This is a genomic window from Vibrio sp. 1401, assembly GCF_033340295.1.
In genome coordinates, this window is the sequence record NZ_JAWOWF010000038.1 from 22,904 (window position 1) to 37,739 (window position 14,836).

16 protein-coding genes are annotated in these 14,836 nt (G+C 44.9%); 14 read left to right on the forward strand and 2 right to left on the reverse strand.

The features are described from left to right. Positions 1 to 6 precede the first annotated feature (6 nt). Positions 7 to 2,568, reverse strand: coding sequence for a penicillin-binding protein 1A (locus R7Z77_RS17530; RefSeq protein ID WP_213896545.1), 2,562 nt, complete (start codon positions 2,566 to 2,568; stop codon positions 7 to 9). Positions 2,569 to 2,712: 144 nt separating this feature from the next. Here R7Z77_RS17530 and pilM point away from each other — a divergent pair, with 144 nt between their 5' ends. The 14 genes from pilM (at position 2,713) to rplI (ending at position 13,901) form a co-directional block, all read left to right on the forward strand. Beyond that, on the forward strand, positions 2,713 to 3,729 hold the full coding sequence (gene pilM / locus R7Z77_RS17535) for a type IV pilus biogenesis protein PilM (protein WP_064354359.1): 1,017 nt from the start codon (positions 2,713 to 2,715) through the stop codon (positions 3,727 to 3,729). Then, on the forward strand, positions 3,713 to 4,288 hold the full coding sequence (locus R7Z77_RS17540; RefSeq protein WP_064354358.1) for a PilN domain-containing protein: 576 nt from the start codon (positions 3,713 to 3,715) through the stop codon (positions 4,286 to 4,288). Before pilM ends, R7Z77_RS17540 begins: the two co-directional genes overlap by 17 nt. Further along, positions 4,281 to 4,874: a type 4a pilus biogenesis protein PilO gene (locus tag R7Z77_RS17545; RefSeq protein ID WP_064354357.1), complete on the forward strand. Its 594-nt coding sequence runs from the start codon at positions 4,281 to 4,283 to the stop codon at positions 4,872 to 4,874. The genes R7Z77_RS17540 and R7Z77_RS17545 overlap by 8 nt, the downstream gene beginning before the upstream one ends. Then, positions 4,864 to 5,379 carry a pilus assembly protein PilP gene (locus R7Z77_RS17550; RefSeq protein WP_005381321.1) on the forward strand — a complete coding sequence of 172 codons (516 nt, stop codon included), beginning with the start codon at positions 4,864 to 4,866 and terminating at the stop codon, positions 5,377 to 5,379. The genes R7Z77_RS17545 and R7Z77_RS17550 overlap by 11 nt, the downstream gene beginning before the upstream one ends. A 25-nt stretch (positions 5,380 to 5,404) precedes the next feature. Further along, positions 5,405 to 7,150 (forward strand): type IV pilus secretin PilQ, encoded by a 1,746-nt coding sequence (locus R7Z77_RS17555; protein WP_031779065.1) that lies wholly within the window; start codon positions 5,405 to 5,407, stop codon positions 7,148 to 7,150. Positions 7,151 to 7,337: 187 nt separating this feature from the next. Beyond that, positions 7,338 to 7,856 (forward strand): shikimate kinase AroK, encoded by a 519-nt coding sequence (aroK, locus tag R7Z77_RS17560; protein WP_005381319.1) that lies wholly within the window; start codon positions 7,338 to 7,340, stop codon positions 7,854 to 7,856. Between the two features lie 32 nt (positions 7,857 to 7,888). Further along, positions 7,889 to 8,989 carry a 3-dehydroquinate synthase gene (gene aroB, locus R7Z77_RS17565; RefSeq protein ID WP_005381318.1) on the forward strand — a complete coding sequence of 367 codons (1,101 nt, stop codon included), beginning with the start codon at positions 7,889 to 7,891 and terminating at the stop codon, positions 8,987 to 8,989. 52 nt (positions 8,990 to 9,041) lie between these two features. Continuing rightward, the gene (locus R7Z77_RS17570) at positions 9,042 to 10,553 is read left to right on the forward strand and encodes an SPOR domain-containing protein (protein WP_318136775.1); all 1,512 of its coding nucleotides are present in this window, start codon (positions 9,042 to 9,044) and stop codon (positions 10,551 to 10,553) included. A 69-nt stretch (positions 10,554 to 10,622) separates the two neighbouring features. Continuing rightward, positions 10,623 to 11,462 (forward strand): Dam family site-specific DNA-(adenine-N6)-methyltransferase, encoded by an 840-nt coding sequence (locus R7Z77_RS17575; RefSeq protein ID WP_005381301.1) that lies wholly within the window; start codon positions 10,623 to 10,625, stop codon positions 11,460 to 11,462. Between the two features lie 92 nt (positions 11,463 to 11,554). After that, positions 11,555 to 12,226, forward strand: coding sequence for a ribulose-phosphate 3-epimerase (gene rpe, locus R7Z77_RS17580; protein WP_042523676.1), 672 nt, complete (start codon positions 11,555 to 11,557; stop codon positions 12,224 to 12,226). Positions 12,227 to 12,470: 244 nt separating this feature from the next. Next, positions 12,471 to 12,860: a 30S ribosomal protein S6 gene (gene rpsF, locus R7Z77_RS17585; protein ID WP_005381299.1), complete on the forward strand. Its 390-nt coding sequence runs from the start codon at positions 12,471 to 12,473 to the stop codon at positions 12,858 to 12,860. Positions 12,861 to 12,868: 8 nt separating this feature from the next. Next, the gene (priB, locus tag R7Z77_RS17590; RefSeq protein WP_005381298.1) at positions 12,869 to 13,171 is read left to right on the forward strand and encodes a primosomal replication protein N; all 303 of its coding nucleotides are present in this window, start codon (positions 12,869 to 12,871) and stop codon (positions 13,169 to 13,171) included. A gap of 16 nt (positions 13,172 to 13,187) precedes the next feature. Further along, positions 13,188 to 13,415 carry a 30S ribosomal protein S18 gene (gene rpsR, locus R7Z77_RS17595; protein WP_000090472.1) on the forward strand — a complete coding sequence of 76 codons (228 nt, stop codon included), beginning with the start codon at positions 13,188 to 13,190 and terminating at the stop codon, positions 13,413 to 13,415. A gap of 33 nt (positions 13,416 to 13,448) precedes the next feature. Beyond that, a complete protein-coding gene (gene rplI, locus R7Z77_RS17600; RefSeq protein WP_005382760.1) occupies positions 13,449 to 13,901 on the forward strand; it encodes a 50S ribosomal protein L9 in 453 nt (150 codons plus the stop codon). 77 nt (positions 13,902 to 13,978) lie between these two features. Here the strand turns inward: rplI and R7Z77_RS17605 are convergent, their stop codons facing one another. Continuing rightward, positions 13,979 to 14,743, reverse strand: a complete 765-nt coding sequence (locus R7Z77_RS17605) for a DUF481 domain-containing protein (protein WP_005381276.1) — start codon at positions 14,741 to 14,743, stop codon at positions 13,979 to 13,981. Positions 14,744 to 14,836 lie beyond the last annotated feature (93 nt).

Here is a 14,836-nt window from a genome sequence, read left to right on the forward strand (position 1 = left end):
TGTGATTTAGAACAGTTCTTCTGCGCCAGAGCCTGAAGAATAAATACTATCTTCTAAACGGTCGCCAGCGTATTCGGTAGGCTCCGTGCCTTTTTCAAAGTATTCGAACATTGATGTGCTATCTACCTTGTGCGTTAGCATACCGCTGTTGCGATCAATACGAACTCGAATAATATCCTCTGGAATATTTTTACCTTGCTCCGGCGTCCCTTCTAGCGCAACACGCATGAAGTCAATCCAAGCAGGCTCTGCGGTTTTCGCACCCGACTCGGCACCAGAAATTTGGCCTTGCCCTAGGTTGCTGTTAACAGTGGTGCGGCCAAGTGCACGTGAGTGATCATCAAAGCCAACCCAAGCTATCGCAACGACACCAGGTCCATAGCCATTGTACCAAGCATCCTTGGAATCATTCGTTGTACCCGTTTTACCCCCGATATCACGACGACCAAGTTTTTGCGCGCGCCAGCCTGTACCATTCCAACCTGTGCCTTCACGCCAGTTACCGCCACCCCAAATGTTGCTGTACATCATCTCACGCATTAAGAATGCATTCTGTTCAGAGATAACTTGCGGTGCATATTGAGGTTCATCATTTTCAAGGGCATTGTCTGTTGCAAGGCCGTCAATTGCGACGTCTTGTTCGCCAAATTCATCAGCGTAGCGATTTTCTGGCTGCTCGCTCATTTGTGGACAATCCTTATGACAAACACTCTTTGGATTGGCTTTAAACAGTACTTCACCGAATGCATCTTCCACGCGTTCTACATAGAATGGTTCAACGTAATAACCACCGTTCGCAAACACAGAGTAACCTTGTGCCACTTTCATTGGTGTTAAGCTGCCAGCTCCGAGTGCGATGGTCTCTGAGCGCGGTACTTGGTTAATATCAAAACCGAAACGAGTAAGGTACTGACGTGTCTCCTCGAGGCCAACTTCACGGAGTGTACGCACTGCCATGACGTTTTTTGATTGAGCTAAGCCGAGGCGAAGACGCGTTGGACCACCATAAGTCGGTGGTGAGTTTTTTGGTCGCCAAGCTGAACCAGAACCTGCATCCCACTTGTTGATCGGCGCATCGTTAATCAAAGTGGCTAGAGTCAGCCCTTTGTCAATTGCTGCCGAGTAGATGAAAGGCTTGATACTTGAACCAACCTGACGCACTGACATGGTTGCACGGTTAAACTTGCTGTGAACAAAGTTGAAACCACCAACCAGCGACAATATCGCGCCATTTTCTGGGTTCATCGCAACAAACGCGGTGTTTGCTGTCGGCACTTGGCTCAGTTTCCAGCTCAGTGTTGTGTTGTCATTTTCATCGGTTTCACTTACTTCGCGAACCCAAACTTGTTGACCTGTCGCTAGCACATCATGCGCTGACTTTGGTGTTGAGCCTTGGCGGTTATCAGTAATGTACTTACGCGCCCAGTGCATTCCAGTCCAAGGGATGGTTTGCTCTTCATGGTTCTTAACCCATACTTGTGCCGTCTTATCATCGACTTTCGTCACAACCGCAGGGTAAAGGTCACCATAAGTTGGCTGTTTCTTCAGGTGCTTTTCTATTTGCTCATTGTCCCAGGCCGCTTCCCCTTCTTTCCAAAGCACACTTTCTGCACCACGGTAGCCATGACGTTCATCGTATGACAAGAGGTTATTTACCGCAGACGTATTTGCAGCATCTTGCAGTTTAGAATCCACAGTCATGTAGATATTCAAGCCAGAGGTATAAGCTTCTTCTTCACCGTATTCTTTTACTGCCCATGCACGAGCCAACTCTGCTACGTAAGGTGCGGAAAGCTCAATCTCAGCGCTATGATAACGCGCCACAATAGGCTCATTGCGTGCTTCGTCATACTGCTCTTGTGTAATGTATTTCTCATCAAGCATTCGCATTAATACAACGTTACGGCGTTTTGTTGCGCGCTCAAGAGAGTAAATTGGGTTCATGGTTGATGGCGCTTTTGGCATACCAGCGAGTGTTGCAATCTCACTTAACGTCAATTCATCAAGGCTCTTGCCAAAATACACTTGAGCGGCAGCACCAAAGCCATATGAGCGGTAACCAAGGAAGATTTTATTGACATAAAGCTCCATGATTTCTTGCTTACTTAAAAGCTGCTCAATATGGATAGCAATAAAAATCTCTTTAATCTTACGCATGATCTTCTTCTCATTAGATAAGAAGAAGTTACGAGCTAGCTGTTGCGTAATCGTACTTGCACCCTGTTTAGCCGAGCCTGAAACCGCAACAACAACCGCTGCACGAGTGATGCCGATAGGGTCGATACCAGGATGCTCATAGAAACGACTATCTTCGGTTGCGATGAGCGCGTGAATTAAGTCTTGAGGAATTTCGTCATAAGTAACAGGAATACGACGCTTTTCACCGAACTGTGCGATCAGCTTCCCGTCTTGACTAAACACCTTCATAGGTGTTTGTAATTCAACGTCTTTTAGAGTTGCAACATCTGGCAATTCAGGCTTCACGTACTGATAGAAGCCAAATATTGTGGTGACTCCAAGAATTATGCAAATCAATGTTAAAAATAATAAACGCTTTATGAACTTCACCGGAGAATCCCTGATTGGTTGAGGCTGTGTAACGGCAAACCCTTGTACTCTTAGGTCAAAAATTTAGCACATAAGAGATATTAACTCTTATTTGGATGCTAATAACAACCTTTGCACGAAGAAATTTCGGAGCGAGAGTAAGAGATGGATAAGCTAATCGTTACCGGCATCGATATAGGCCATAACAGCCTCAAAGCCGTAGTACTTAAACCCACAGGCAACAATTACGCTCTGTTGGGTTACAAAGAAATATTACTAAAGGAAGGTATTGTCGCTGAAAATAACACCATAAATCATCAAGAAATTGTAAAGACCCTCAAGCAGATAAAAAAAGAACTGCCTTTTGGCGCTAAAAAAGTTGCGATCTCAGTTCCTGATAACTCGGTAATTAGCAAGAAACTGCAAATAGAACAAAATCTTGAAGAGAGTGAAGTTGAGTTTGCAGTGATACAAGCCTTTTCTCATCAATCGCCATTCCCTGTCGAAGAGCTGAGTTTAGACTTCGTTCGTCTTCGCGCTGAGGGCGGGCAGAGTGGCAGTGATAGCTATCAAGTGTTTGCGACAAGAAAAGATGTGGTAGAAGGCCGAGTCGATGCATTACAAAAGTCCGGACTAAAACCTGTTTTAGTGGACGTGCATTCGCAAAGCCTTGGTCATATCTGGAAGCTCACCGCCGATCGCTTTCCTGACAAAAACAAATACTGCTTACTCGATATTGGCACCTTATCGAGCTCCTTCACCATGTTTACCGAACAAGGTGAACTGTTTCACAAAGAGTTTGCTTACGGCACACGCGGAGTAAACTGCGCTTCTCCAGTCGATTTTCTGTCCGATGATGCTCAGGAGAAAACAGAGCTGTTTAACCGTCAAATCGTAGAGCGAGTAAAGCGCCAGATGCAGCTCTATACCTCAATCAATGGCTCACAAAACATCAAGGGTATCTGGTTATCAGGGGAAGGGGCCTCCACTCCCATGCTCGCAGAGGGGTTGTCTCAACAATTGTCGTTAGAGTGTGAATTGCTAAATCCGCTAGGGCTATTTGAGATGAAGGTGTCTAAGCGTAAGCGTCGTGCTGTGGATTGGCAGCATTTCTCAACAGCAGCCGGACTGGCCGTTCGTGGCATTCATTGGCTGGGAGGCGCCCGTGCTTTATCGCATTAATTTACTTCCTTGGCGAGAGAGTCAAAGAGAAGAGCACCGACGTCGTTTCATCAGTTTGGTCGCATTAGGCATGTTGGTCGCTGTTGGCATCCAGTGGGGTATTGGAAAGTTTTTTGAGTACCAACAAGATCAACAACAGGAGCGGCTCGATTACCTCACTCACTACATTGCCGAACTCGACCTGCGTATTGAAGCAATGAAAATTGCAGAGCAAGAGCATAGCAAAATCCTCGAACGCCTAAAGGTAGTTGAAGGTTTACAAAACGGACGAAACAAAACGACCGAGTTCATGAACTTAATGCCTGCCGTTATCCCTGAAGGTGTATATGTCGACAAGATCAAAATGAATGATCTGGAAATTGAGATCTCTGGGATCTCAGATAGCACTCCAAAACTTGCCACGATGCTGGACAACATGGAGCGCTCGGCCAAGTTGAACGACGTAGAAATGCATTCCATCGTTCACGGCAAAGCCCGTTTTGGGAAAGAGTTTCAAACATTCAAAGTGTCTTTCATGTTCAAAGTAACGGAGAAGAAATTGGAGGCTCAACGTGGTTGATTGGCAGGATCTCGAAATCGATGAAATGGCCGAGTGGCCATTGTTGCCCCAGATTATAGTAATCGCGCTTCTGATCATGGTGATTCAAGGCTTAGGTTATTGGTTTTACCTTAAACCGAAAGACGAACAGTTGAATCACTTGATCCAGCAGGAGCAGACACTCAAGGTGGCATTGAAGATCAAAGCGAACAAAGTGGCAGCGTTGCCTCAGCTTCAATCTCAATTGGATGAACTTACCACCCGTTACGAGTTATTACTGCAGCAACTGCCTGCGCAAAAAGAGCTGGCTACAATGCTCGCTTCAGTGAATGAACTTGGCATCGACAATAAGCTGACTTTCACCCGAATCGACTGGGGCGAAAAACAATCAGAGCACTTCCTTTATCGTCTCCCTTTAAACATAGAGTTAACGGGCGACTTTCATGACATCGGCCATTTTTCTCAGGCGATAGCGACGCTACCTCGAATCATCACGTTTAAAGATGTGACTTGGCAACGTGTCAGCCAAGAGAGCGAAACCCTGCACTTTCGGGTGCGCGCTAACACCTATCAGTTTAAGCCGGAGGAGACGAAAAATGACAAGTAAGTCTTTGTTGCTGGTACTGATGGGTTCTCTATTGATGGGTTGCCAGGCGAATGATGAATCATTGACGGATTTTATTCGAGGAGTGGAAACACAGGCGCGTCGAGAGGTCGAGAAGCTTAAGCCCGTAGACAAGTATGTTGCAGTCACGTACGCACCGGAAGTACAGCGTGCACCCTTTGAATTACCCAAAGAAGCCACCATCGCGACTCAGCCAGTTGCAAGAAAAGATTGTTGGCAACCGCCCTCAAGAAGGCGAACTGGAAAATTAGAAAGATTCCCATTAAGCCAATTACGTTTGAAAGGGGTCATGGGCATGGATAACACGGTTTCTGGCCTCGTTCAGGCTCCCAATGGCACCGTCTATAAAGTTAAGCCGGGTCAATACCTTGGACGCAATAATGGCAAAGTGACCCATGTCAGCCACTCCTATTTGTTGATTAATGAAACGTTGCCCGACGGCTTAGGATGTTGGCAAAAACGTAAAGTTAAGTTGGCTTTGAGATAGCCCCATTTATTTTTGATATTGAGTAATGAAAATGAGACAAGGATTAACACGTACACCAAGGATACTTACTGGGCTCTTCTCCTTATGGTTGTTTGTATTTTTAGCCCCTTTAGCTGCAGCAGAAGAAGTTTCGTCCAATGCCCTAAAAAGTATCGACTTTCGAACTAATAAAGATAAAGACGCCGTGATTGTCGTCGAATTGGCGTCACCGGCCGCGATTGTAGATATCAAGCGTGTACAGGAAGGGTTAAGTATCGATTTGCTTAACACTTCAGTAAAAGACGAGCAATTGTATCTCCTAGACGTGAAAGACTTTTCGACTGTGGTTGAGAGCGTAGAAGTGTTTCGCGACACCTCGACGACGCGCTTGGTTGCGCACATCAATGAAGAATACATGCATGATTACCGTTTAACGGGGCGTTTTTTGGAAATCAAAGTAGCGAAGATCAAACCCAATGAGAAAGCCCCAGATAAAAGCATTTTAGAAAGAGAAGGTAAGCTTATTTCGATTAACTTCCAAGATATTCCTGTGCGAAACGTCTTGCAGCTTATTGCTGATTACAACCAATTCAATTTGGTTGTCTCCGACTCTGTAGAAGGCAACCTCACGCTTCGTCTTGATGGTGTCCCTTGGCAGCAAGTGCTGGATATTATTTTGCAAGTTAAGGGGTTAGATAAGCGTGTTGATGGCAACGTGATTTTAGTTGCTCCGACTGATGAGCTGGACTTGCGTGAGAAGCAGCAGTTAGAAAAACAAAAACTGACGGAAGAAATGGGAGAGCTTTCATCTGAAATCATCAAAGTTAATTTTGCTAAAGCATCAGACATTGCGGAGATGATCAATGGAGAAGGAAATATCAGCATGCTGTCAGAGCGCGGCAGTATGACCATTGATGAGCGAACTAACTCGTTATTGATTAGAGAGTTACCTGAAAACATCGAGGTGATTCGAGAAATTATTGAGTCTTTGGATATTCCAGTTAAACAGGTTCAAATTGAGGCGCGTATTGTGACCATCAATGAAGGTAACATGGACGAGCTAGGTATTCGTTGGGGTTTTACGTCTATTAATGGCAGTAATACAGTGGGCGGTTCTATTGAGAACAACCTTGCCACGATCGGTCTCTATAATGGAGAAGGGGGTGATGACGGTGGTGACGGTGATGGAGTAGGGATCGATGACTTCCTAAATGTAAACTTAGCTGCAACCAGTCCGAATGCGACCAGTCTTGCTTTCCAAGTTGCGAAGTTAGGTTCAGACACCTTGTTGGATCTTGAGCTTTCTGCTCTGCAACAAGAGTCTAAAGCTGAGATTATCTCGAGCCCACGTTTGATCACTACCAATAAGAAGCCTGCCTATATTGAACAAGGTACAGAGATTCCTTATCTTGAGTCATCATCAAGTGGTGCAACGACGGTGACGTTCAAAAAGGCGGTATTAAGTTTGAAAGTGACCCCGCAAATCACACCGGATAACCGCTTAGTGTTGGATTTAAGTGTCACGCAAGATAGACCTGGACAAGTCGTGAAGACAGGCACTGGTGAAGCTGTTGCGATTGATACTCAACGTATCGGGACGCAAGTGTTAGTGAATAACGGTGAAACGGTCGTTCTTGGTGGTATTTTTCAGCACAGCATTACTAACTCGGTGGACAAAGTACCTTTGTTGGGCGACCTGCCGCTATTAGGTGCTCTTTTTCGTCGAAGTTATGAGAATGTTGGCAAAAGTGAGCTGTTAATTTTCGTCACGCCTAAGGTGGTGATTCAGTAGTTCTGTCTCGGGAAAAACTGATTAAATCAAAAATAAAGTTGCAATAGTGGCACCATGCTTGGATAATTTCGGGTCTTATCACGAATTATCTGTGAGGAACTGGTGCCACAAGCCTTGTAGAACAGCAGTTTAGCTGTGTTTTCTTGTGGCGATCTTATTGAATCAATGTTGTAAATTACTGCTAAACATGGCTGAGAAACGTAATATTTTCCTTGTTGGCCCAATGGGCGCCGGCAAAAGTACAATTGGTAGACATCTAGCACAGCAACTGCATATGGAGTTTGTTGACTCCGATACAGTGATCGAAGAACGCACTGGTGCAGACATCTCTTGGGTTTTTGATGTAGAAGGTGAAGAAGGCTTCCGCAAGCGTGAAGAAGCGGTACTTGAAGACCTAACACAAGAGCAAGGCATCGTGCTTGCGACTGGCGGTGGCTCTGTTAAGAGCAAAGAAAACCGCAATCGTCTTTCGGCACGTGGTGTTGTTGTTTACTTAGAAACGACGATTGAAAAGCAACTTGCGCGTACAAACCGCGACAAGAAGCGTCCTTTACTTCAAACGGATAACCCTCGCGAAGTACTGGAGCAATTAGCTGAAGAACGTAATCCTTTATATGAAGAAGTAGCGGATTACACTGTTCGCACTGACGATCAAAGTGCAAAAGTGGTAGCCAACCAGATCGTAAAAATGCTAGAAGAGAGATAAGTCTTTATCTTTTTTTTAATTGGAGCAAACCGATGGAACGGATTACGGTCAACCTAGCTGAGCGTAGCTACCCAATCTCTATTGGCGCCGGGTTATTTGAGGACCCGGCGTACCTCTCTCAAGTTCTCTCAAACAAAAATGCAAAACAAAAAGTTGTTGTGATCAGTAATGTCACAGTGGCGCCTTTGTATGCAGACAAAATTTTAAAGCAACTCGAGCAGCTCGGTTGTAGTGCATCCTTGTTAGAATTGCCTGACGGTGAACAGTACAAAAACTTGGATGTATTTAATCAAGTAATGAACTTCTTACTGGAAGGGAGTTATGCTCGTGATGTTGTGATCATCGCGTTAGGTGGTGGTGTTATTGGCGACCTTGTGGGTTTTGCGTCTGCCTGTTACCAGCGTGGGGTCGATTTTATTCAAATACCGACCACATTACTATCCCAAGTGGACTCTTCGGTTGGTGGAAAAACCGCGGTTAACCATCCGTTGGGTAAGAACATGATAGGTGCGTTTTACCAACCTAAAGCCGTGATCATTGATACCAACTGCCTGTCGACGTTGCCTGAACGTGAGTTCGCTGCGGGTATCGCCGAAGTCATTAAGTACGGCATTATTTACGATGCAGATTTTTTTGTATGGTTAGAAGACAATCTTGAGCGCTTGTATGCGTTGGATGAAGAAGCACTAACTTATGCGATCGCACGTTGCTGTGAAATAAAAGCGGAAGTGGTGGCTCAGGATGAGAAAGAATCGGGCATCCGTGCTTTGCTTAACTTAGGTCACACCTTTGGTCATGCGATTGAAGCGGAACTTGGCTATGGCAATTGGCTGCATGGTGAAGCGGTATCTTCCGGCACTGTTATGGCGGCCAAAACGTCGCATCTACGCGGTCTGATCTCGGAAGAGCAATTTGAGCGTATTGTTGCGATTTTGCGTCGTGCAAAACTGCCTGTGCATACTCCAGACAGTATGAATTTCGATGACTTCATCAAGCACATGATGCGAGATAAGAAAGTCCTCTCTGGTCAATTACGATTGGTTTTGCCTACAGGCATTGGCACTGCCGAGGTAATTGCTGATACGACGCAAGACGTACTCAAGCAGGCAATAGACTTCGGTCGCGATATTTAACCTTGTAATGGCGCCTTTGGGCGTCATTCTTGTAGTGTATTAAGGTTATTAGATGAGTGTTGCTCACGTACTGGAATTAGATTCTCAAATCGAGTTGCTTGATAGATTAGGTCTACTGACTAACTTTGGTTCCAATCTCATTGCGATTAATGGTCATGATGGGTACGGGAAATCTTGGTTAGCGCAGCGATACCTTGAAGTGGGTGCCAGTAACAAGAATCAATGTTTGTTACTTTGTCATTCTAATCAAGACGATGTGCAGCATCGCGTCCTTATTTTGAGTCAACTAGTTTCGGACGCATTGTTTAATCAGCAAGAGCCTTTACTTGATAGCCTTGAAAGGCTTTTAGGTGATGAGCCGTGTGACATTGCAATTGTTGTAGATGATGCGCATTTATTGAGTGAGACACTTATCTCTGAGCTTTGGATGCTGGTCTTAGAGGCGCACCATAAGCCAAATTGGACCATCAATGTCTTATTGTTTACACAGTCTGGACGTTTAGAAGGTTTGCTAGCACGTCTCAGTTATGGACAAGAGATAAAGCCTGTTGAGCTTGATATTGATATGTTGTCCGAAGTGGAAGCTCGTCGTTTCTTTGAGTCACTTGTTGCGCGCTACGTCGATGATGAGTCTGAGAAATGGGTTCGAGATGCATTTAAAAAAGTCGACCCAGTACCGGGTGACATCATGGCGTTAGGAGAGATGAAAGTGGAAAAAAGGATCATTATCCGCTCGATTGTCGGTTCACCCCTGAATATTGCGTTGGTGGTATTAGTATTACTGTTGCTTGCTGCTGGTGGCTATTGGTGGATGCTTAGTCAACCAAGTCCTGATGATAAGGCGCAGCAAATTGCTGGCAGTTTAGAGCAAACGGCTATTCCAACTTTTGAAGAGTCAGGAATCAGTGCAGCGCAGTCTTCACTGCAACCTGTAACCGATGGTTCTAGCAGTCCTGATAAGTCTGGTGCGGTTGATGATTCTGATTCATTACCGCCAGCAGTGACAGAAGAAGTAGCGAGCGTAGGCAGTGATGACAATCAACAAAGAGTGGTGATTGAGTCGAATGTGGTCGATGCATTGCTTGAAGGTAAAACTGATTCAGCAGACACAAAAGCGATTGATGACGTCGTAAGTATAGAGAAGACAGAAACCGCCGATGAAACTAGCTCTCCTTTGATTAAAGTCGTAAAACCGAATCAAGATATGGCGCAAGCACCTGCTCAGTCAGAAGAGGGTGACGTAAACCAACCTGTTGTGAAGTTTTCATTTGCCCGTGAAGAACTAAAAGCGCTATCGCCAAGAGCTTATACTTTACAACTCGCAGCTATGACCTCAATGGAAGATGTACAATCCTTTCTCAATGAGCATCAACTGAATAATCAAGTGCGAATTTATCCTACCGTTCGTAATGACACCGAGTGGTATATCATCACATATCAAGATTATCCGACAATTCAAATGGCTCGTGATGCCGTCGCAAGCTTGCCAGATTCGGTTAAGTCGGTGAGTCCTTGGGCAAAATCACTCCGTCAGGTTCACCGTGAAATTGAACGAGTGAAATAAACCTGAGCTTCCCTGAAAAATATGTTACATTCCGCAGCCTTAATTTTTGGTCGATAGATAGAGCAGTAGATGAAAAAGCAACGAGCCTTTCTTAAATGGGCAGGAGGAAAATACGGACTGGTTGAAGACATCCAACGTCATTTGCCGCCGGCTCGAAAGCTAGTTGAACCTTTTGTTGGTGCGGGCTCAGTGTTTCTGAATACCGATTATGACCATTATCTACTTGCAGATATCAATCCAGATTTGATCAATCTGTACAACCTGCTGAAAGAACGCCCTGAAGAGTATATCTCTGAAGCGAAGCGTTGGTTTGTCGCTGAGAACAACCGCAAAGAAGCCTACCTACACATTCGCGCTGAATTTAATAAAACCGATGACGTGATGTACCGCTCTTTAGCGTTTTTGTATATGAACCGCTTTGGTTTTAATGGCCTATGCCGTTACAACAAAAAAGGTGGCTTCAATGTACCGTTTGGCTCTTACAAAAAGCCGTATTTCCCTGAGGCGGAACTGGAGTTTTTTGCAGAAAAAGCCAAAAAAGCTACGTTCGTTTGTGAAGGTTATCCTGAAACATTTCGTCGTGCGCGCAAAGGGAGCGTCGTGTATTGCGATCCACCTTATGCGCCGCTTTCAAATACGGCAAATTTCACCTCATACGCAGGTAATGGTTTCACGTTGGACGACCAAGCTGCATTAGCCGACATTGCTGAAAGAACAGCGACTGAACGTGGCATTCCTGTGTTGATTTCTAACCACGACACTACCTTGACACGTCGGTTGTATCACGGCGCGGATCTTAATGTGGTAAAAGTAAAGCGTACCATTAGCCGTAATGGTAACGGTCGTAATAAAGTTGATGAGCTACTTGCGCTTTTTCATGCCCCAGACATGGATAAATCAAACTCTTAATTCTCACACTATTATATCTAAATAGTGGATCTCCCCACTGGCTTCGGTAGAATTGCGCGCAGATTGTTTGCTCATTACTACTGAGGTCAGGTATGAAAGATTTTCTTATTGCTCCATCCATTTTATCGGCAGATTTTGCTCGTCTCGGTGAAGATGTAGAAAAAGTACTCGCAGCGGGTGCGGATGTGGTGCATTTCGACGTTATGGATAACCACTATGTACCAAACCTGACTTTTGGTGCGCCTGTGTGTAAAGCACTACGCGATTATGGCATCACAGCGCCAATCGATGTTCACCTAATGGTGAAACCCGTTGACCGTATTATTCCTGATTTCGCAAAAGCGGGTGCGTCGATGATTACGTTCCATGTAGAAGCTTCTGATCATGTAGACCGTACACTGCAGTTAATTAAAGAGCACGGCTGTCAGGCTGGTGTGGTACTAAACCCAGCAACGCCACTTGCAAGTCTTGAATTTATTATGGATAAAGTCGACATGATTCTACTGATGTCGGTAAACCCTGGTTTTGGTGGTCAATCATTCATTCCTCATACACTAGATAAACTGCGTGCCGTTCGTAAGATGATTGACGAGTCTGGTCGTGATATCCGCTTAGAAATCGATGGCGGTGTGAAGGTTGACAACATTCGTGAAATTGCAGAAGCGGGCGCAGACATGTTTGTTGCAGGCTCGGCGATTTTCGGTGAGCCAGATTACAAACAAGTGATCGATCAAATGCGCGCTGAACTGGCTGAAGTTAACTAAGCACCGATAAGCCAGCGCAATAACACACTGATTTTAAAGGCTGCCATGTTGTTGGCAGCCTTTGTGTTTTCTAGTATTAGACGAAATTAAATATCCGCTGCGATGAGCAAATAATCACTTGCCTATTTTACGCCCTTTCTGTACTATTCGTGCTCCTTAAACTCAGTCAATTATCTTTAGTTCCTTGCTTCCTCTGGACGACTGAGCCATTTGTGGAAGCTGAATAATCCGTAAGGAGCAACCAATGCGTCATTACGAAATCGTATTCATGGTGCACCCAGATCAAAGCGAGCAAGTTGCTGGCATGATCGAGCGTTACACTGGTTCAATCACTGAAGCTGGCGGTAAAATCCACCGTCTAGAAGACTGGGGCCGTCGTCAACTGGCTTACCCAATCAACAAGCTTCACAAAGCTCACTACGTTCTTATGAACGTTGAAGCTGACCAAGCTGTAATTGATGAGCTAGAAACTGCTTTCCGTTTCAACGATGCAGTTCTACGTAACATGATCATGCGTACTAAAGCAGCGATCACTGAGCAATCTATCATGCTTAAGCAAAAAGAAGAGCGTGCTCCACGTCGTGAAGAGCGTTCTGAAGCTAAGCCTGAAGCTAAGTCAGAAGCTGCTGAGTAAGTTTTCTTATGGCCAATCGAATGGAGCTGAGCGGCACCATTGCCAAACCGCCCATTCGTAGTAAAAGCCCTGGTGGCATTGAACACTGTCGGTTTTGGCTGGAGCATCGCTCTACTATTATCGAAGCTGACTTACCTCGACAAGTTTATTGTCGTATGCCGGTAGTCGTCAGCGGGCTTGGGTCACAAGCACTAACTCAGAATTTAGTTCAAGGCAGTAACATTAAGGTAAGTGGTTTTGTCACTTATCAAACCGGCCGAAATGGCGTGGGAAAATTAGTGTTACACGCCGACAACATTACTCAAATTTAAGATCAGGAGATAGCCCATGGCTCGTTTCTTCCGTCGTCGTAAATTCTGCCGTTTCACTGCAGAAGGCGTACAAGAGATTGATTACAAAGACGTAGCAACTCTTAAAAACTACATCACTGAAGCTGGTAAAATCGTACCTAGCCGTATCACTGGTACAAGCGCTAAGTACCAGCGTCAACTAGCACGTGCTATCAAGCGTTCACGCTACCTAGCTCTACTACCGTACACTGACAAGCATCAGTAATCGGTTCATTTTATTAAGAAAGAGGATTAAGCAATGCAAGTTATTCTACTTGATAAAATTGGTAACCTAGGTGGTCTTGGCGATACTGCAAACGTTAAATCTGGCTACGCTCGTAACTTCCTTATCCCACAAGGTAAAGCAGTTATGGCAACTAAAGCTAACGTTGAAATGTTTGAAGCTCGTCGTGCTGAACTAGAAGCTAAAGTTGCTGAGCAACTAGCTGCTGCAGAAGCTCGCGCAGAGAAAGTTAACGCTCTAGAAGCGGTAGTTATCGCTTCTAAAGCTGGTGACGAAGGCAAACTATTCGGTTCTATCGGTACTCGTGACATCGCTGACGCTATCACAGCTGCAGGCGTTGAAGTTGCTAAGAGCGAAGTTCGCCTTCCTGAAGGTGCTCTACGTAACACTGGTGAGTTCGAGATCAGCGTTCAACTTCACTCTGAAGTTTTCGCGACAGTTAACCTACAAGTTGTTGCTGCTGAGTAATTCAGTATCAAGACGAAATACTAAAAAGCACCTCCTCGGAGGTGCTTTTTTTATTTCTAAAACTGAGAGAAAAAGGGTTAAAAAGCGAAAAGTAAATTAACGGAAAATACGCTGTCCGCTTTGCTTAAGCCTTCAGGCACTTTATCGTGATACTGACGAGAGTGCGCCAGTTTCAGTGCGATATCTTCAGTAATATCATTGGTTACACTGAGTTCACTATCAGTACGTGTGTTACTTCTACCTGTTACCAACGTAATATCAGCTGCGAAACTTAAATTATCCAACGCATGCCAAGTTGTGTTGATATTTCCTCGAAAAATGCCTTCTCTAACGATATCGGGAAAGACAATATCGTCATCATCTATTTCGTCTAAGTTTGGCTCTTGATAGCGAAAACCAGGGCCTACTTCTACCTCTAAAATGAAGTTCTCAGTGTAGGAGAACTGGTAACCCAAACCACCTGACAACGTATAGTCTTTAAAATAAGCACTGTAGCGAGAATCCACTCCTTTAAAGCTGCCATACAAATACGTCTTAGGGCCTAACTTGTAGTCACTCTGTAGGGAGTAGGTGGATGAGCGTTTGTCTTCTTCACCGTCTTTGTACAAGTTGTAGTACTTCCATTCACCATTAGAACGGTGTCGACCTGACGTATATTCAGCACTCAAACGAGCATTCAGGGAACGAGAGTCCGTGTTACCTGTGTGAGCTTGATAGCCGAACTCCACCTCGGTTTTTAGTGGGTCGGGTACATCAATATTTTGCTCTGGCTGTACTGATTCGTCAGCATACGATGCACTAGCGCACAGTAGGCTAAAGCTAAGTAACCAGTATCGGGACACATCAACCTCGAACGTAATCAAAAAGGAGGGGCATGATACTGATACAGATATTTGGTTGGGTCAATGGTAGGTTAATTTTTATTAGAGCTAGGC